The following is a 19,004-nucleotide window of genomic DNA, read 5'->3' on the forward strand; positions in this document are numbered from 1 at the left end:
AATAATTCGTAAAAAATTTTGACCTGTACAATATTTATCTTAATCTAGCTTTGTCATATAATATGGATCATCCTCCATAACCCTTAGTATACGTTTATGAAATCCTTATTCCCAATTTTATGTTTACTTATTTGTGCCCGTTATACGTTAGCCCAGGAAAGCCCACACCCGATAAAAGTAGTGGTGGTAAGCCCTGACAGTGTGGGCATTGAAGGTGTGACCGTGAAAATCAATCAGAACGGAAAAGAATTGGTATCCCTGACTAACGGTAAGGGAGAAACGAATATGCTGCTGCAACAAAAGGCTGCATTTACCGTATCCTTGTCTCATATCGGTTTTAATGCACTCATCGCAAAGAGGGAAGGGGTTAATAATCAATCACTGTTGACATTCGTACTGACCCCAAACAGTAAGGATCTGAAAGGCGTAGAGATAGTTGCAGAGAAGCCGTTAATAACCATGGATCAGAATAAAATAATTTTATCTATTGATAAGAATAAAGTAGCCGGGCAATCTGTTGTAGATATATTGAAGAAAGCCCCCGGTATCTCCATTCAGAATAATATGATTCTCTTTGAAGGAAAGCCTATCACGGCTCAGATGAAAGGGAAAACAATCCAGTTATCTGCTGCTGTGCTGACGGATTTTCTCGGTGCAACGGCTGCAGCAGGAATAAATGAAATAGAAATCATTACGGTACCTCTTGCCAATATGGATGCCTCCATCACAAGTGCTGTTGTTAATCTGAAACCTGCCCGGCTACCGGGCAATGGCTATAATACCAATATGAGCCTGAAAATAGGGACCAGGGAAATTTTTGGAAACGGAGGAATAGGCGCTTCGGTAAATTTCAAACATAATAAATTCTCTGGCCTGGTAAACCTTAACTATGCCTGGGATTATCAGTTGAACAAAGGAGAAGTGACCCGCCATCTGATTCCTACCATGAATAGTAAAACTACGGGTATCACAGAAAATAATTATAGCAAGAGTACCCCTGAAAATATGCCGTTGTCGATTAGCCTGGAGTACGCCATTAACCGTAAAAGCCAGCTAGGTACGGTTATTAATGGCATGCTGTCCAATACGCCTACTGATCGTTATAGTGCGTCATCTGTTTTTGTGCATAATCAACCTCCTTTGCCGGCGGATTCTCTGGTAACAATGAATGCGGGTCAGCATAAGAAAAATCAGTTTGGTGCTATTGATGTTTATTATAAACTGAAACTGGATTCCCTGGGCCAGGAACTGAGTATGAATGCGGCCTATTCCAAAGTACACGGCACCTCAGATAACCGCCAGCAATATGATTATTTCCTGCAGGATGGCAGCACTTATCAGCAGTCCTCTTTTTTGAACCAGGATGCGCTGCTGGACTTAACCACCAAAAGCATTCAGGCCGACTATATCCGGTTGCTCGGGAAAGTGAAATTTGAGTCTGGCCTGAAGTACGGCTGGACAACCGTAGATCAGCAGCTTAATCAAACGATCATCAATAAGAATGGTACCACTCACCTGATCGATGATCCGGTTTATAAAGAAAATATCTTCGCAGGATATGCCAGTATCTCCGGAGCGCTGGCTGGAATTAGCTATTCACTAGGGATAAGAGGGGAGAATACTGCTATAAAATCCTTGCCCCTGGAAATATACGGCAGTAATAATACCAGTTACTTTAAACTTTTTCCTGCCCTGATGTTGTCAAAAAAGTATAGGAAACATAGTTTAGTTTTGACTTATAAGAAAAGTATAGAGAGACCAAAATTCTACAGACTGACAAATTTCAAAAATTATACGAGTCCTTTCTATTATTATACCGGCAACCCTGCATTACAACCGTATTTCCAAAATGCAACACGCCTCGCCTGGACAATCGCCAATAAGTTCCAGGTAACGGCCAGTTATACCTGGTACAAGAATAATATGCTGGAGTATGAAGACCTGGATACCATCAATAATGTTACCAGAGGCTTAATTGCCAATAATGGAACGTTTAAGAATATCAGCCTGAGTCCGGGATATTTTGGGAATATTACTCGCTGGTGGTATACTAATTCCGGCTTTAGAATCACACAAAAGTATATTCGTTTTGTAACCAACGGTGAAACGGTAAGTATTGATAATACCAGCTATGGGATTAATATCTCCAATACATTTACCATTTCCAAAAGCATGAAATGTGAAATGTATGCCTATTACAGTTCTCCCACTTATTTCAGTGCATCCCGAACAGACCCGTTTTACTTTCTGGATATAAGCTTGTATAAAAATATCCTGAAAGGAGCGGGTCAGGTTTCCCTTTCTGTAAGTGATATCTTTTATACAAACATCAATAAAACACATGCCCAGTATGCCCTCATCAGCTTTGATTCCAGGACCAGATGGGATAGCCGGAATATTGTTGCAGGGTTTAATTACCGGTTCGGTAGCAAGAACTATAAAAGCAGTCAGTTGAGAAAAGGATCCGCTGCAGATGATATTAAAAGCAGGTCTTACTAAATTCCACAACACTATTTGTCATCCATAAAATTTCAACATGGTATGGAAACGCTACAGCAACTAGCAAATGAATATTTGAAAAACTTTGATGCAGGACAAAAAGCGATGGCTGCAAGCCCGAAGTCCCTGGAGTATTGTGTGGGACTGCTGGAGAAATTCAGACCGGCTACCGTCCTTGATGCGGGTAGCGGCCTGAGTTCCCTGGTATTTCATGCGGTTCATGAAAAGGTGACTACCATAGATGATAATGGGCATTGGTCCGAAAAAACAGTGGGAATTATACAATCTCGACTGAATAAAACCATCGGGATAACTCCACTGAATGATGATATTTTTGCGCAAAGATTCGATTTTACTTTCTATGACTACGGAGATATTGAAACCCGGATATATTGCTTCAAAACGATACTGGCATTAACGAATGATTTGATTTATCTGGATGATTTTCATGTAGGATTTTACAGAGACTACATTTATTCAAGAGCGAAAAGGTTCACCATTATAGATCTGGAGGAAGCAACAAAAGATGAATTCGGACGTTATGGTGCGGTGCTCATTAAGAACCCTGCATTAAAGGCCGCATTTGGACTGTAACAGCTTGAAATAGGGACTAGCATCTGAAATCGATTTATTTCCAGGTGCTAGTTCCGGTACTGCATCTTTCCCACTAATTACAGGCGGATGTTAATCAATGGCCACGATATTATCTTCTCCGGCCTCGTCCTTTCAATATCTCCCGTTCCCGATACCAATCCCTGATTAACTCCAGCGCCTGACGCCCATCTGAGTCCACCATACCGTAATTATAAGTCCGAAAAGTGCTAGGGCGTAAATTAATCAGCAGGTCTATCATAGCAGAAAGTAGAAAAATAGCCATCATTAATTTTATCGAGCCATGCATATCAAATGCAAATACAATCACTGCCGCCACTATTGCAATAACAAAAGAAGACAAAGGCCCGGCCAATACCTGGATTAATCGCTGTTTGAGTGTCATGTCGTCTTCAGAAGCAATGCACAAGCCCTTTACCCATGTCAGTGGATTCTTTTTGATGTTTATTTCCAATAAGCCTTTATTGATTTGAATGCAGCCACTCGCGTCCTCATAGGAGCCAATATAGACGATGGCGTATTGCTTCGTAAACTTAATGGCGGTAAGGGCATGCCCCAATTCATGAATCATGATGGTGAAAAATCGGGCGATAAAGAATAACAGAAAGAAACAGGCGAACATTAAATAAGTGAATAAGTCCAGGCTCATGGCAGATTAGGTATAGGTTTTATATAGGTGTAAATATATAATATTTGTTGCATGTTAACTATGGTTTGAACAATATTTCAAATTTTGAACAGTGTTCAATATCTTTGCAGCATGACCAGTAAAAAAGAGATCCAAGAACAACGGGTACGAGGATACTTTATCGCCGCCACCAAGGAGATACTTAAAAGTGAAGGGTTGAAAAGTGTCAGTGTGCGCAATATTGCAGACCGTGCGGGCTATTCCTTTGCCTCGCTGTACAACTATTTCAAGGATGCTAAAGAACTGGTTTTCCTTTGTGTAAAGGATTTCAGAGAAGAATGCATTGCCTATGCACAGGAAAAAGCGGCTAGTAAACCCGCAGGGGCCAAGCATTTGAAGGCGGTTACCCTGGCATACTTGGAGTATTTCATACAATACCCCGGTATCCACGACTTGTTTTTCAATGAGAAATTAAGTGATATCGGTCATACAGGAGATACTACCAGTCTAGTAGTTTCCCTCTTGGAAACGTTGTCTGAGTCCGACTGGCAACACATCGCCAAACACGAGAAACTATCTGGGAAAGAAGTAGGGCATCGGCAATCGGCGTTACTATTAGGTACCACCGGTATACTCTCCTTATACTTGAATAGGCGCTATCCTGCTACCTATGAGGCCTTTCTAAAACAAGCAGGAAACTTTATCGATCAACAAATTAATCAAGCAAAATGAGTTCTAAGAAGGATTTGAAGCAAATGTACAAGGAGATGGAATTCCGGAAAGGAGTGTACCAACTCCGAAATACACGTAACAATAAAATATTCATCGGTAGAAGTATGGACCTGGACCGCGCCTGGAACGGGTTAAGGGTGCAACTCATGAGTGGCAATTTCCCCAATGAAGCATTACAGCAGGATTGGAATAACCAACAAGGCGAGGATATTGTCTATGAAATAGTGGAAGTACTTAAACCCTCAAGCGACCCGCTAATAGATGAAAAAGGCGCAGTGAAAACACTGGAAACGCTTGTCATGATGGAGCTACAGCCGTATGGAGAGAAAGGTTACCACACTGCAAAATAGTAGTGTGAATGCCTCTCTTTGACCCGTGTCTCCCGAAATTACAAACTTTCAGCAGGAATAAATTCAGCCCTGTAAGGGATATTGATGCAAAACAGTTGCCAACATATCCTGCCTTTTCTATCCGTCAGGTAAACTTTATTCAGCTTCGATACGCAGCTAAGAACAGTGGCGCCATCCGCTATTTCATAGGCGCTACCCATACGGTCGGTATAAACGCCAGGAAGGAAAAGCGTTTTCCAATTTAGGCTGGCGGTACGCTGCTTTTCATCGAGATGAAAAGAGAGTACTTGTGATTGCCTGTTGCGATTGCCATTATCAAAAAGCAACAGATCACCGTTATGGTTTTTATGAACGGCATGCCCTCTTTCAAATGTAGCGCCGGCAGGTATGTTGAAATCGCCGCCCCTGCCGAATTTCCAGATAAGCTTACCTGAGTGGGCATCCACTTTCCATATCTGTCCGTTATTATAAAAAGAAATGAGGTAATTACCATCGGTATCTATATCGAGACTATTGGCGTGCATCCAGTCTTTTTTCTCTTCCAGGAGCTGCTTGTCCAGCAAGGGGTTTAGGCATTGTAATACATTCCACTCCCAAACTTTGTGGCCTTTCCTATCTAGTACCGTGATGCCATCGATATTGAGTGTGTCTTTATGGCTGCCCCCAATCGTAGAAAGATCCATGACGGTGTCTTTTACGCTCAAAGTGATGATATGATTTTTATGAAGGAGTATTTCATGATGGATGGTGTGTTGGAAATCTTTTTCTCCTTTTTTGAGATGCAATAGGGTATCGCCGTTCAGCGAGAGTTCCAGAATTTCATTGCCATAACTGGTGGGATAGCTCATAGGCGCAAGGATAGATAGGATCGTATGCTGATCGGTGAAATGCGCTACTTTAACGCCCGTATGTTGAAACTGGGTTATCCAGCGGATATTGCCGGTATATTCCACCAGGCTGATATTGCCCGGCGAATCCCTTTTGTATAAAAGGAGGTATCCTGCTTTGAAACTTCGGGGCAGCGCGGTGGAATCCGTGATGCTGGCGGTACACATCTCTGCTAGGTGCTCCGGCAATCCTTTCGTGGTGAAAGAATAAGTATCGCTGATCGTGCTATCTTTTCCTTTTGTAAGAATGATCCTGCATCCATATTGCTTTTCCGCACCAAGGGTCAGCAGTTGGAAATGATGTTCTTTTTGTGAGGCAGCAAGAGCGGTGGTGTATACTTGATTTTTCTTCGCCAGCGCCCAGTACTCCATACGCGCAGCAGCAGGAACAGAGAGCTTCAGTTGAACCGTTACCAGCAAGGGATTGGTGGTATGGCTATTATCAATATGAATATCTTCAATATCCGCGCTTGTAGCACAACCAGCGAATATGCAGATGAGTAGCAATAGATATAAAAAGAGCGGACGTTTCACAAATGGTAAATTAAAACAGGGTGCCTCCCATAGGAAGGCACCCTGCATCGGTTTATTGCCAGAGTGGGTTTTGTTTTGCATTAGGATTGGCCTGTAGTTCGGCTGCCGGTAACGGAAACTGGTAGTGCTTGGCTTCCAGTCTGCTGCCTTCCTGTTTATTGACGGAGATCAACCAGGCTTTCAGATCTGCCGGCGTTTTCCATCGTTTCAGGTCATTCCACCTATTTTGCTCCATGAACATCTCCAGTAATTTCTGGTGACTGAGTTCCGCCATGATACCTACTTTGTCTGTCAGGTCTGCAGCGGTCTTATCAGGGAGCCCTGCACGACGGCGGATAGCATTGATATCGCTGATAGCTTTAGGCAAGTTACCATTCTGACAGGCGGCTTCTGCACGGTTCAATATCACTTCTGCAAAACGCATGATTACATAGTTGGCCGTAGACGGCGTAGCGCCCCAGTAGTTGTCGGCATTGCCTACATTACGATACGCGCTGGTGAACTTCTTGATAAGGAATTTTCCTCTCGTAATAGTATCCACTGGATAAGTAGGATAGAAGCGGGTTATCTTGTTCCTGCCTGAACTCCAAAGGTCATCAAAGCTTTTGCCATCATACCAGGTAGTGTCTGTTTCTCCTTGTGTGGAATATTTCCAGGTGAGACTGGCGTACATTCTTTTATCGAATTTGGTATCAGATCCAGCAGGGCGTAATTCTTTGAAGAACTCATTCACCAGGAAATTGGAGGGAACATATTTGAACCATCCACCACCGGCTGGAGGGCCTATCAACTGTGGGATATAGTTATATTTACCTGATTTGCTATTCTCATCTCCCCATGGATTATAGGGATCTCCAAAGGGACCAAACACCCATTGGAAAACGGCTTCGTTGTTGAATTTATTTTTATCGGTGAAATTGTCTTCAAAATTATTCACCAACCCATATTGGTAAGGTGCTTGGAACAGAGCGTCCAGTGTGGTTTCCGCGTGCGTGTAATCTTTTGTGTAGAGATATGCTTTCCCTAGGAAGGCAATGGCGGCGCCACTAGTAGCCCTGCCCAAGTCTGGGGAAACACGTGTTGCTGGCAGACCATCTTTTGCATCTGAGAAATCACTAATCACCTGTTTCCATACATCCGCTTCTGCCGCAGTAGCTGGGTAGTTATCGCTTGCAGACTGTGCTACTTTGAGCTTCAGTGGAACAGCACCCCAATTGGAGGCTAAAACGAAATAGGAGAGTCCACGCAAGAATTTCACCTCTGCGATGTATGATTTCTTTTTCGCTGGATCGATCGGCACTTTATCTATATTTTCCAATACCTCATTGGCACGATAGATGGATTTGTAACATTTATCGAAGATGGATTGCAGGTCGCCGTTCTTTGAATCGTAGCTGAAGGTGGCCACTTGCCAGGTGGCAGGTTCTTCACCAGGGATGGTATACACATCATCGCCCATAGCATTCATATCCTGGAAGCCGGTGAAAGCGCCCCAGTAGCTGTAAAGCGGTACCCTGAGCGGACTATATACAGCAGCCACTGCGGCCATTACATCATTTTCTGTTTTCCAGAACTGCGTTTCTGTAATCCTGTTGGGATCAGTAACGCTGAGGAAATTTTTCTTGCAGCTCGTCGCAAAGCGTATGATGACCAGTACACTGATAACTGCGACTATTTTTATAATCAATTTCATATAGTAATGTTTTCAGGAGATTAGAAAGATACGGTTGCACCCACACTGATGATGCGCTGTAAAGGATAAGCGCCTCCGTCTTTTCCGCGGTCAAGGGGATTACCGCCATTACCCAAGTCTGGATTGTAGCCTTTGTATTTGGTAAAGGTGAAGAGATTCTCTGCCGAGAGGTAAGCACGCAGGGAATTGATCTTTAGGTTCGACTTGAAAATGGCTGTGGGTATAGTGTATCCCAGTTCCAATCTTTTTATTCTTACATAGGAACCTGATTCCAACCAACGATCGCTGTTAGTCCTTGCATTTTGGTTGGGATCTGATAGAATGAAGCGAGGGAAAGAAGAAGCGGTGTTGGTAGGACTCCATGCATTGAGTACATCAGTAGAGTAGTTGATATATTCTGTCATCTTTTCCGTCCATATCCTGCTGCCATTGTAGATTTTGTTGCCGAAGGTTCCCTGGATCAAGACATTGAAATCGAAATGTTTCCAGCTAATATTGCCGGTGAGGCCAGCTTCCAAAGAAGGGAATGGACTGCCACAGTATTGTTGGTCGTTGTTATCGATCACCCCATTGTTGTCATAATCTACAAATTTGAGATCGCCTGGTGCTGCGTTGGGTTGTATCTTCTTACCATCTTTTCCTACATATGCATCTATCTCTTGCTGTGTTTTAAAAATGCCTGCTGTCTTGATGAGGAAGAAGCTTCCCAGCGGATATCCCACTTTAGCCCTGCTGATATCGCCAAATTCCTGGCTGCCACTGCCGATGGTGATCTGGGTCATCCTGTTCTTGATGGCGGTGATATTACCACCGATGCGGTACCTTACGGTGCCTACATGATCGGAATAATCCAGGTTCAATTCAATCCCCTTATTGGTGACGGTACCGGCATTTACAAATGGGTTACTGCCAATGCCGGTGGACAATGGAACAGGCACCTGCAACAGGATATCTTTGGAAGTGCGGTTAAACCAATCGAATACCAGGTTTAATTTGTTGCCCAGGAAAGACGCGTCTACACCGATGTTAGTACTCTGTGTTTTTTCCCAGGTAAGGTCCCTAGGAGACGCGGTACCACTGGGGATGGAGCCAATAACGGTACCGTTGTTAGTAACTAGACTAAGGTTTGTTTGTATGGAATTGATCGTGGCGTAATCACTAATCTGGTCGTTGCCGAGGAGACCATAGCTACCGCGAATCTTCAAAGCACTCATAATCGCTGGCAGCGTTGAACGTTGGAAGAAGGCTTCATTACTGATATTCCAGCCGGCAGAAACAGATGGGAATATTCCCCAACGGTATCCATCTGCGAATTTTGAGGAACCATCCCGGCGGATGGAGGCACTGAACAAGTATCTTGAATCATAGGCATAGTTAACACGCCCGATCAGGGATTGCCTTTTGGTGGTATACGCGCTACCATCTACTTTTTGATTGGCAGTAGCTACTGATAATACAGACAAACCAAGTGGCAGGCCAGTACCAGAGGCGGAGAAAGCGGAAGAAGAGTCCCTTTGCGCAGTCATACCTGCGAGCAGGCTCAGGTCATGTTTGCCTATTTTCTTATCATAACTTAAAGTGTGTTCAATGATCCAGGAATTGAAATAGTTGAGTGATTGTCCCAGTTGTGGTTGATATACCTGCAGGTTACCATCATCTACCACATCAGTATAATTAGTGCCGGTACCCCAGGTCTGATTGTAACCTGTGTTCAGCTTATATTTCAACTGGTCAAAAATGCGGAATTCCAGGAAGGCGTTGCCCACCATGGAGGAGCTATTGGTAGCATTGTTAATAGCATTGAGGTCGGCAATTGGGTTGGAGAGGTTCTTCAGATAGGATGGTCTGCGTCCCCATCCGCCATAAGGATTGGCGGTATCTCTCACCGGGATGGTACGTGGTAATATCCAGGAGCTGATAATTACGCTGTGTGCCTGATCCTGTCCGGCTGGGAGCGTTCTGCCCCTGCCAGTACCATAAATGAATGTTTCCCCTATCTTGATGCGGCCTTGCTCAAATTGGGTTTTTACCCTGAAGTTCGCGTTATTGTTTTGTGTGTTGATGACAGTCCCTTGTTGTGCAGCATAACTGCCGGAAAGGCTATACGTAAAGTGTTCCATTCCTCCAGACATTTCCATGTTCGCGCGGGTCATGGGCGCTGTGCGAAATATCTCATCCTGCCAGTTGGTATTAATACCATTATAAGCGGGTAGGGTACCGCCATTGGCATTGAATACTTTGGTCCATTGATCACCGCTCAACATTTTCATCCGCTTAGGAACGGATTGTATACTATGGTTGATGTTGAGGTTAATGGTAGGTGCAGTGTTCTTTTTGCCCCCTTTTGTAGTAACGATGATAACGCCATTTGCACCGCGAGATCCATAGATGGCAGCAGATGCGGCATCTTTCAATACGTTGATACTTTCAATATCATTCGGATTTACCCCATCGAGTCCGGCATAGGGAACACCGTCTACGATTACAAGAGGAGAGTTGGTACCCAGGGTGCTAGAGCCACGTATGGTCACGCTCAGTCCTGCGCCAGGTGCGCCACTATTAGATTCTATGGTTACGCCTGCCACTCGCCCTTGTAAGGCGGAAGTCACATTGGAAGATGCGTTAGCACTCAGTTCTTTCATATTCACCGTACCTACGGCGCCTGTCAGGTCGATCTTTTTTTGCCTGCCATATCCCACTACCACTACGTCTTCCATCTTTGTTTGGGCAGGTTGTAATGTTATCTTCATGGAGCCTGTATTGGCAGCGGGCAGTTCAACAGTTTCATAGCCAATATAGGAAATGACGAGTCTACTCGCAGTATTAGGTACCTCGATGTTAAAGTTACCATTGGCATCGGTGGCGGTACCTTTGCTGGTGCCTTTTATTTTAATAGTGGCGCCTTGCAGTGCTTTGCCATTTTCATCGGTGACAGTACCTTTTATTGGCACTTGCTGTGTTGCCTGTTCTCTTTTTGTTTCATCGGAACTAATAACAATGGAATGATCTGAAATGGTATAGTGGACTGGAAGATCACGGAGACAGATCTTCAGTACCTCTTCCAGGGGAAGGTCTTTTGCTTGAATGTTTATACGCCCAGCCTTGTCCAGGAGCTCATCTTGGAAAAGGAATTCGTAGCCCGTTTGGCGGTTGATCTCCCGGAAGATTTTCTTCAGCGGAAGGTTCTTCCCCGAAAGCGTCAGGTGCTGACTGTATCCCGCGGCACTCACCTGTAGGCATGCCACGGTAATGATAATGGCTGATAATTTCATAGTCAGGAGCGTTTTGACAATTACCCTCCGTTTCCGACGAAGGAAGTCATGAATTTTTAAATTCATACATTTGTGTTGTTTGGGATGAGGCAATACCTGTAATCCATGCCCCGGCCACTATGGTAGCTAGGACAAAGGAGCCTAATCATTTACAGGTGTTTGTATATAAATAGCCCAAGCTGTTTGACCGCTCCGTCTTCCACACGGAGCGGTTCTTTTTGGACCTTTCTTTTTTTAATGCATTATTGTTCCACGACAATCGTTTTTCCTGTTATCTTAAATTGAATCCCGGCCAGTTGCATTAGCTTGCATACTTCCGATATGTCTTTGTTACGGCTTACAATACCTGTAAAATGCCTGTTACTTTGGTTGCCTTGATATACTACTTCCACATCGTACCAGCGACTCACCTGGCGCATAACTTCCTGTAATTCCAGGCTGTTGAAATTAAACAGGCCATTCTTCCATGCCATCACTTCTTCTGTATCTGCATCTGGTTGAAGCCTAATGTCGCCATTGCTGCTCACTACGGCTTGTTGCCCTGCTGTCAGTACTTTTGAGCTGCCACTGTTCTTTACCCGTACCGCCCCTTCTAGTAAGGTTACTTTCATTTCTTTTTCATCATCAAAAGCATTTACATTGAAATGTGTTCCAAGTACTTGTATTTCGGCGCCATCGTTGGTCTTTTTTACGATGAATGGTTGTGCTGCTTTGGGGGCGATTTCAAAATATACTTCGCCGCTCATCTCCACTTTTCTTTCGTGGCCGGTAAAAGCCACGGGATAGCGTAACGAGGAGCCGGCGTTTAGCCATGCGCGTGATCCATCGGAAAGTGCTACAGTAGCCACTTTACTGCCTCTAGGATTGGTGATGGTATTGGTCCCGGAGGCCAGGTCATTGTCTCCGGGCTTAAGCTGGTAAGCGATATCGTCATGAGCGGATTTGGTAAGTTGTACATTGCCCTGAGTGGCAAATGCGCCTGTAGCAAGACTATCCAGCGAGATCTGTTGGCCATTGCTGAGTGTAACCACTGCTTTGACAGTGGCAGGTGCTTGTATAGGTTGTAGGTGGCTAACAACGTTTGCCATCGGGGATTTCTGATGTAGGGAGGATTTGAAAAAGAGATAACCTGCCCCTGCCACCGATACCAGCAATACTATTGCTGCCGCAGCGCGTCCTATCCGCAGTCGCTGCGTTAACGGTTTGACAGGCTTGGCATGTATGGCTGCCAGCATTTGTTGCGCCCGGTCGTCAGGTAGGGCGTGAGACGCGTCCTGCTGCTGCCAATGGATTTCCATCAGTTCTTCGAGTCTTGTTCCATTGGCAGGATCTGCGATCCAGGAGGCCAATACCTTTTTCTCCTCCGTGGTGATAGTTCCCCGGAACAATCGGTCCATCAACGTTTGCGCATACAGGTCATCCATTTATTATCCGCTTTTTGGAGGGTATGACGCATGGGAGAAAAGAAACTCCTAGTGCTATTGTGATTTTTTTTTTATGCTTTCTTATCCCATGTAGGAGAGAATTGGTTTTCATATAATTTTTACTTTACTTTACCTTGGTAACATTCCACTTAACCGCGACTGACAATTCACGTATGAAAGGTGCCTACACTGGCAAGAACCTGCTGATGCAGGTGGCAGCGGGCAATGAAATAGCTTTTGCCAATCTTTTTCACGATTGGAGAAATAAACTTTACACTTATATTTTGCGTATCACCGATTCCCCGGAAACGGCGGAAGATGTTGTACAAGAAGTTTTTTTGAAAATATGGTTAAGACGGACCGAACTGAATGAGATAGATAATTTCAGTGCCTATCTGTATAAGATGGCACACAACCACGCCATTAGCGGTATTCGGCGGATGGCACAGGAAACATTCATTCTGGCTGAATTATACCAGGAAGCATTGCCCGGACTTCCAGCCGATGAAGCGATGTTAAAAAAGCAGATACAGGAAAAGTTGAAAATGGTGGTGAGCCGCCTCCCACTGCAACAACGCCTTGTTTATACGCTTAGTCGCGATGAAGGTATGAAACAGGAAGATATCGCGCGTCAGCTCAATATTACCATCTCCACGGTGCAAAATCATATGACACAGGCTTTGCGGAATATCCGCCGGGAGCTGACCATTTTTCTTGCTGAAACACCGGGATTGCTCATCTTCCTACTGCTAAGTGGAACAGTGTTATGCTAGATGAGGATAGATAGCCACTTTCCAGAAGGAACAACAGCAAGCAGAAATCCGGCTAATTGTCACTAACGTTCCTGTATCTCATTATTTTACTTTATGTTTACAACTTCATTGAAAAATATTGTTGGAACAGCGCGATTTGTATAATGAGTCAACATTACTGCAACAGATAGCAGCAGGAGATGAAGGCGCCTTCAGTATCCTGGTGGATCGTTATTGGACCAGAATATATGGACATGCGTTGGCTTACGCCAAATCCCAGCAAAAGGCGGAAGAAGTCACCCAGGATGTTTTTATGGATCTGTGGCATCATCGGGAAAAACTCCTATCAATAGATCATTTCGACAACTACCTGTTTATTGTAGCACGAAACAGAGTATTTAAAGTAATCCGTCAGAAGCTGGAGGAAACAGAAACCTTGGAAGATGTGCATGTTGCAGAAGACATCTGGCTGCCGGATCAGCAGGCTGAATTCCGGGAAGTACATACCCTGTTATTAAATGGTATTGCTGAATTACCTCCGATGCGCCGTCGGGTATTTACCATGAGTAGGATAGAAGGAAAATCCTATGATGAGATCTGTCAGGAACTGGGCATTTCCCGAAATACCGTCAAAGAACACATTGTTAAATCCCTCCATTTTCTCAGGAATTATATGGCCGCTCAGGGTCATCCCATGCTGTTAGTACTGGCGTTGATAGCCGCTACATGGGTACGTTAAAAAAAACTTTCCAAGTGAACCACCCTCCTTTGGAGAAAATGGGTCTTTATATATAAGCAGCTATGATGACATCCGAAATATTACAACAACTATTGGACGAATATGCCATGGGCACTATTTCAGCAGCAGACAGACAACGGCTGCTGGCTGCCCTACGTGATCCGGTGTGGTCCGGCAAAGTAGCTGATTGCTTATTGGAAGATCTTCATACTGGTAGGTATGACGTGGTAGCGGAAGAATTACCGGATGTACGTGCGCGATTGCATCAGCAGCTTGCGGAGAAAATGAAGGCTGCCGAAATCACTCCTGTTGCGCCTTCCCGTAGTGTTTTCCAGTTAAGATGGACTAGGGTAGCTGCTGCATTGCTGTTGATCGGTGGTGTATCTGCGGCTATTTATTTCTCCACCCTTCGCAAACGACCATTAGAGAAAAATACGGGGGGAATGGCCGTGAATATTGCGCCAGGAGGTCACAAAGCCATGCTGACACTTGCTGATGGCAGTACCATTGCCCTGGATGATGCCGCAAAGGGCAATATTGCCCAACAAGGAAATGTTCAAATTTTGAAGCTGGGCAACGGACAACTGGCTTATCAGCAGCAACCAGGAACTAATGCCGCTACGTTATGGAATACCGTCAGTACCCCATCAGGGGGCGACTATCAGGTAATACTTCCCGATGGTACGAAAGCCTGGCTTAACGCAGCATCTGCCATCGTTTTTCCGGCGGCATTTACCGGGAAAGAGCGCCAGGTAACCGTTAGAGGAGAAGTATATTTTGAAGTGGCGCAATCGGCCAATCATCCCTTTTCCGTAATGGCAAATGGGGTGGCTATAAAAGTGCTGGGTACCAGTTTTAATATTAACGCATATAACGAGGAACGATACACGAAAATTACCCTGGTAACAGGTAGTGTAAAAGTCAGTACCAGTAATACCGACCAACTATTGACACCTGGCCAGCAGGCCCTCGCTAACAACAAGGATGCTACACTTAGTATAAACGCTCATCCTGACCTGGAACAAGTACTGGCATGGAAGAATGGCCTGTTCAATTTCAATGGAGCAGATATTTATACCGTAATGCGGCAACTGGAACGATGGTACAATATCCAGGTAAAATATGAAGGACCTGTACCTGATGTGATTTTTAAAGGAGAGATGTATAAAAATGTAAATTTCTCGGATGTTATGGAAATGCTGAAGGCAATGGGCGTGAAATGCCGAATGGAAGGCAACGTATTAGTAGTTAGCAGCTAACAAAAAGAACAATGAACATTTAATATCAACTATTACTAAATAAATAATCCGGACGGCTTAAGTAGGAGAAACTGGCGGTATTGCTGCAGCAACCCGTCAAGGGAATGCTTGTGCCTTCCATAAAACCAACAATAGCAACAACAAGACTCGTGTCTCCCGTAAAAAAATCTACCAGAAAAAAACCGGAAGTGCGCTAACACTTCCGGCTAAAGGCCTGGCTGATTAGAAATGAAGGTCCTGTAAAGACGACTTATTTATCAACCAAACAACTCGAAATTATGCAAAATTCTGCGAATTGCACGCGGAGGGCCAGGTGGCGCCCTGACATTGCCAAAATCTTGATCACGATGAAATTAACTATGGTGCTATTGACCACCGGATTGCTACATGTTTATGCAAACGGAGTCTCTCAGAACATCAGTTTCTCAGGAAAAAATGTACCCCTGGAAACAGTGTTTGCCGCTGTTAAACAACAAACAGGATACGTTTTCATGTATACTGAGGCGCTACTGCGGGAATCTCATCCCGTCACCGCGAATGAAAAAGAAGTGTCACTGGAAAAATTCTTGGCCGACATCTTCCAACCACAACCGCTCCAATATAGCATAAAAGGGAAAAGCATTTTCGTATATGCCAAACCGTTAGATGTGCTGACAGCGGTCATCAATAACGTAACACAACCCATCACTGGCCATATCACAGGGACTGATGGACAACCGCTCCCCGGCGCTTCTGTGACTGTAAAGGGCGGAAAGCAGGCCGGCGTTACCAATGCAGACGGCGCTTTTACAATTGCTGTAAACGCCGGAGACGTACTGGTAATCAGTTTCATCGGGTATGAAAAGAAAGAATATACGGTGACCGCGGCCATGATTAAAAGCGGTAATCTGGTGATTCCACTATCCCGCGCTACCAGCGTACTGGATGATATTCAGATCATCGCCTACGGTGCTACCACAAAACGTTTGACCACTGGGAGTATTGCCAAATTAAAAGGGGAAGATATTCGTAAACAACCAGTGGAAAGCCCGCTACTGGCACTTAGTGGCCGACTACCAGGCGTTCAGATATCACAAACCAGCGGTTTGGCGGGAGCCCCAGTAAGCGTGACTATCCGTGGCAAAAATACATTAGGGGCCGGATCAGATCCACTTTATGTCATTGATGGCGTGCCTTTCGCACACTCGCTTGGTAGCGTCACCTTTGCCAGCGGCATCTCTGCTCAAACCATGGGGGGCCTTATGGGCGCCAGTGCTGGTGTTAGCCCATTTGTTACTATTAATCCAGCAGACATAGAAAGTATAGAAGTATTGAAAGACGCGGATGCTACTGCCATCTACGGCTCTCGTGGCGCAAATGGTGTGGTGCTTATCACTACCCGTAAAGCCAAAGCCGGTAAGACTTCCGTAGATGCTAGCTATTATACTGGATGGGCCAGGCCTACACGTATCGCCAAAATGCTAAATACACAACAATATGTGGCCATGCGTAAAGAAGCCTTCAATAATGATGGCATCATTCCTACCACGTCGAATGCAACGGACCTGATGGTTTGGGATACTACCCGTTATACCGATTGGGGAAAATTGTTGTTGGGCAAACAAGCTCGCAGCAATGATGCGCAAGTACGGGTATCTGGCGGTAGCCAACAAACCCAGGTATCATTGGCTGCAGGCTTCCATCGGGAAACGCCTATTTATTACGGCAATATGCCCGATAATAGAGCGAATGTACATGCTAACATGTCACACCGATCTTCCGATAATAAGTTTTCCATCTCGTTCAGCGGTGGCTTCAGCTCCGATAAAAACAATATCACTACCACAGACCTGATGCAGTTTCTCACAGTAATACCCAATGCCCCTTATCCATTGGACTCAAGCGGTAACCTGGTATGGCGCGATAAGGGTATCAACTTCTCCAATCCACTGGCCTATACTTTTAAAAAGTTCATCGCCAATACAGAGAATATGCTCAGTAGCATGAATCTGCGTTATGAGGTAATCAAAGGACTCCAACTAAAACTGGATGCCGGATACAATTCCCTCAGACTGGATGAAACAACCACCAATCCTATCAAATCTCAGAGCCCTTATAGCGCCACGCTCAATAGTACGGCCGACTTTTTCACCAAGAATGCCCGCAACTGGATAATAGAGCCACAGGCTGAATATTCCCAACACCTGGGAAAAGCTGGGATACAAGTATTGGTGGGCGGTAGCTTCCAGGAACAACTGAACCAGGAAACGAAAATCAGTGCCAGCGGATATGCCAATGATGATCTGTTACTAACGCCTGGTCCTGCCTCCGTTAAAAGCGTGACCAGTGCCTATAGTAAATATCACTATGCTGCAATGTTCGGAAGAGTGAGTTTAAACTGGGACGGTAAATACCTGTTGAATATCTCGGCCCGCCACGACGGTTCCAGCAGATTTGGTCCGGGCAAACAATTTGGAACCTTCGGCGCGGTAGGTGCTGGCTGGATATTCTCTGAAGAAAACTTCATGAAAAATTTTTCCTTCATCAGCTTCGCCAAACTCAGAGCGAGTATGGGTGTTACCGGCAACGACCGCATCGGGGATTACCAATACCTTTCCCGCTGGGCATCTACCACTTCGGCATTACCATATCAGGGCGCGAGCGGCCTTTATCCAGCGAATCTTGATAACCCCAATTATGCCTGGGAACGTAACAAAAAATGGGAGGCCGCTTTGGAACTCTCTTTCCTGAAAGAGCGCATCTATTTTAGTGCCGATTACTATCTCAACAGAACAGATAACCAGTTAACAGGGCTCACCCTCCCTTCACAGGTAGGTTTCGATTATGTGAATGCCAATCGCGATGCCATCCTCCAGAACTCAGGATGGGAGCTGATGTTGAGCACTACCAACATAGCGCAAAAAAATTTTAACTGGAAAACATCTTTTAACATCACTATCCCTCGTAATAAACTGATCGCTTATCCTGGCCTGGAGGATACCTATTATGCCAGTGTATGGACAATCGGACAACCAGTTACTATTTCCAAATGGATCAGATTTGATGGCGTAGACCCGCAAACAGGTGTATATAAACTAGGTGGTATGTCTATTCCCAAAGACCAGACTGCCGTATATGATCTTGCACAACGGCAATACGGTGGCCTGCAGAATACCCTTACGTATAAAAACTGGACCCTGGATTTCTTTTTTCACTTCGTAAAACAAAAAGGTAAATCAAGTATCCAGTTCCAGGCTCCTGGTGCCAGAACCAATCAACCGGTGTTTGTACTTGACCGCTGGCAACATCCTGGCGATATCACCGATGTGCAGCGCTTTACTACAACCGGTACAGCAGTAACCACCTACAGCTATTACGCTAACTATTCAGAAGCTCGCATCACCGATGCCTCTTTCGTGCGCTTGAAAAATGTGTCGTTGTCTTATCAATTCGATAAAGGTATCATCAAACGCATAAAAGCAGATAATCTCCGACTGTATTTACAGGCACAAAACCTACTCACCTTCACCCATTATAAAACTGGCGATCCAGAAACCATGACATTCAATTCCATGCCACCTATGAGAATGTTGACAGTGGGGGCACAGGTAGCGTTTTAATTGTTTCATTAAAAAGTAATAATC

General features: G+C 44.8%; 13 protein-coding genes. 8 read left to right on the forward strand and 5 right to left on the reverse strand.

The features are described 5' to 3' along the window. Positions 1–96 precede the first annotated feature (96 nt). Positions 97–2,499: an outer membrane beta-barrel family protein gene (locus JO154_RS05550; protein WP_291942668.1), complete on the forward strand. Its 2,403-nt coding sequence runs from the start codon at positions 97–99 to the stop codon at positions 2,497–2,499. Between the two features lie 42 nt (positions 2,500–2,541). After that, positions 2,542–3,093, forward strand: a complete 552-nt coding sequence (locus JO154_RS05555; RefSeq protein WP_291942670.1) for a hypothetical protein — start codon at positions 2,542–2,544, stop codon at positions 3,091–3,093. A 109-nt stretch (positions 3,094–3,202) separates the two neighbouring features. Here JO154_RS05555 and JO154_RS05560 read toward each other — a convergent pair whose 3' ends face one another. Beyond that, positions 3,203–3,760 carry a hypothetical protein gene (locus JO154_RS05560; RefSeq protein ID WP_291942671.1) on the reverse strand — a complete coding sequence of 186 codons (558 nt, stop codon included), beginning with the start codon at positions 3,758–3,760 and terminating at the stop codon, positions 3,203–3,205. 111 nt (positions 3,761–3,871) lie between these two features. Here JO154_RS05560 and JO154_RS05565 point away from each other — a divergent pair, with 111 nt between their 5' ends. Together JO154_RS05565 and JO154_RS05570 are read left to right on the forward strand one after the other, a co-directional pair. Next, a complete protein-coding gene (locus JO154_RS05565) occupies positions 3,872–4,471 on the forward strand; it encodes a TetR/AcrR family transcriptional regulator (protein ID WP_291942672.1) in 600 nt (199 codons plus the stop codon). After that, entirely contained in the window at positions 4,468–4,821 is a 354-nt protein-coding gene (locus tag JO154_RS05570; protein WP_291942674.1) for a GIY-YIG nuclease family protein, read from the forward strand. The genes JO154_RS05565 and JO154_RS05570 overlap by 4 nt, the downstream gene beginning before the upstream one ends. Positions 4,822–4,859: 38 nt before the next feature. On the opposite strand, the gene JO154_RS05575 is transcribed toward JO154_RS05570, so the two are convergent. The 4 genes from JO154_RS05575 to JO154_RS05590 form a co-directional block, all read right to left on the reverse strand. After that, complete coding sequence (locus tag JO154_RS05575) at positions 4,860–6,242, reverse strand: aryl-sulfate sulfotransferase (RefSeq protein ID WP_291942676.1); 1,383 nt, start codon at positions 6,240–6,242, stop codon at positions 4,860–4,862. Between the two features lie 52 nt (positions 6,243–6,294). After that, positions 6,295–7,935 (reverse strand): RagB/SusD family nutrient uptake outer membrane protein, encoded by a 1,641-nt coding sequence (locus tag JO154_RS05580; RefSeq protein WP_291942677.1) that lies wholly within the window; start codon positions 7,933–7,935, stop codon positions 6,295–6,297. A gap of 20 nt (positions 7,936–7,955) precedes the next feature. After that, positions 7,956–11,207, reverse strand: coding sequence for a SusC/RagA family TonB-linked outer membrane protein (locus tag JO154_RS05585; protein ID WP_291942678.1), 3,252 nt, complete (start codon positions 11,205–11,207; stop codon positions 7,956–7,958). Between the two features lie 242 nt (positions 11,208–11,449). Further along, on the reverse strand, positions 11,450–12,631 hold the full coding sequence (locus JO154_RS05590) for a FecR family protein (protein WP_291942680.1): 1,182 nt from the start codon (positions 12,629–12,631) through the stop codon (positions 11,450–11,452). Between the two features lie 173 nt (positions 12,632–12,804). On the opposite strand from JO154_RS05590, the gene JO154_RS05595 reads away from it, so the two are divergent. The 4 genes from JO154_RS05595 to JO154_RS05610 all read left to right on the forward strand — a co-directional run bounded on the left by JO154_RS05595 (position 12,805) and on the right by JO154_RS05610 (position 18,980). Then, positions 12,805–13,404 (forward strand): RNA polymerase sigma factor, encoded by a 600-nt coding sequence (locus tag JO154_RS05595; protein ID WP_291942682.1) that lies wholly within the window; start codon positions 12,805–12,807, stop codon positions 13,402–13,404. A 121-nt stretch (positions 13,405–13,525) separates the two neighbouring features. Next, positions 13,526–14,122 (forward strand): RNA polymerase sigma factor, encoded by a 597-nt coding sequence (locus JO154_RS05600; RefSeq protein WP_291942683.1) that lies wholly within the window; start codon positions 13,526–13,528, stop codon positions 14,120–14,122. A gap of 62 nt (positions 14,123–14,184) precedes the next feature. Further along, positions 14,185–15,381: a FecR family protein gene (locus tag JO154_RS05605; RefSeq protein ID WP_291942684.1), complete on the forward strand. Its 1,197-nt coding sequence runs from the start codon at positions 14,185–14,187 to the stop codon at positions 15,379–15,381. 347 nt (positions 15,382–15,728) lie between these two features. After that, positions 15,729–18,980, forward strand: coding sequence for a SusC/RagA family TonB-linked outer membrane protein (locus JO154_RS05610; RefSeq protein ID WP_291942685.1), 3,252 nt, complete (start codon positions 15,729–15,731; stop codon positions 18,978–18,980). Positions 18,981–19,004: the final 24 nt, after the last annotated feature.

The organism is Chitinophaga sp. (assembly GCF_019236475.1).
Taxonomy (GTDB): domain Bacteria; phylum Bacteroidota; class Bacteroidia; order Chitinophagales; family Chitinophagaceae; genus Chitinophaga.

What these genes read in the sequence shown, in the direction of transcription:
- JO154_RS05550 (WP_291942668.1), top strand. Translation starts at nt 97, where the DNA reads ATGAAATCCTTATTCCCAATTTTATGTTTACTTATTTGTGCCCGTTAT.
- JO154_RS05555 (WP_291942670.1), top strand. Translation starts at nt 2,542, where the DNA reads ATGGAAACGCTACAGCAACTAGCAAATGAATATTTGAAAAACTTTGAT.
- JO154_RS05560 (WP_291942671.1), bottom strand. Translation starts at nt 3,760, where the DNA reads ATGAGCCTGGACTTATTCACTTATTTAATGTTCGCCTGTTTCTTTCTG.
- JO154_RS05565 (WP_291942672.1), top strand. Translation starts at nt 3,872, where the DNA reads ATGACCAGTAAAAAAGAGATCCAAGAACAACGGGTACGAGGATACTTT.
- JO154_RS05570 (WP_291942674.1), top strand. Translation starts at nt 4,468, where the DNA reads ATGAGTTCTAAGAAGGATTTGAAGCAAATGTACAAGGAGATGGAATTC.
- JO154_RS05580 (WP_291942677.1), bottom strand. Translation starts at nt 7,935, where the DNA reads ATGAAATTGATTATAAAAATAGTCGCAGTTATCAGTGTACTGGTCATC.
- JO154_RS05585 (WP_291942678.1), bottom strand. Translation starts at nt 11,207, where the DNA reads ATGAAATTATCAGCCATTATCATTACCGTGGCATGCCTACAGGTGAGT.
- JO154_RS05590 (WP_291942680.1), bottom strand. Translation starts at nt 12,631, where the DNA reads ATGGATGACCTGTATGCGCAAACGTTGATGGACCGATTGTTCCGGGGA.
- JO154_RS05595 (WP_291942682.1), top strand. Translation starts at nt 12,805, where the DNA reads ATGAAAGGTGCCTACACTGGCAAGAACCTGCTGATGCAGGTGGCAGCG.
- JO154_RS05605 (WP_291942684.1), top strand. Translation starts at nt 14,185, where the DNA reads ATGATGACATCCGAAATATTACAACAACTATTGGACGAATATGCCATG.
- JO154_RS05610 (WP_291942685.1), top strand. Translation starts at nt 15,729, where the DNA reads ATGAAATTAACTATGGTGCTATTGACCACCGGATTGCTACATGTTTAT.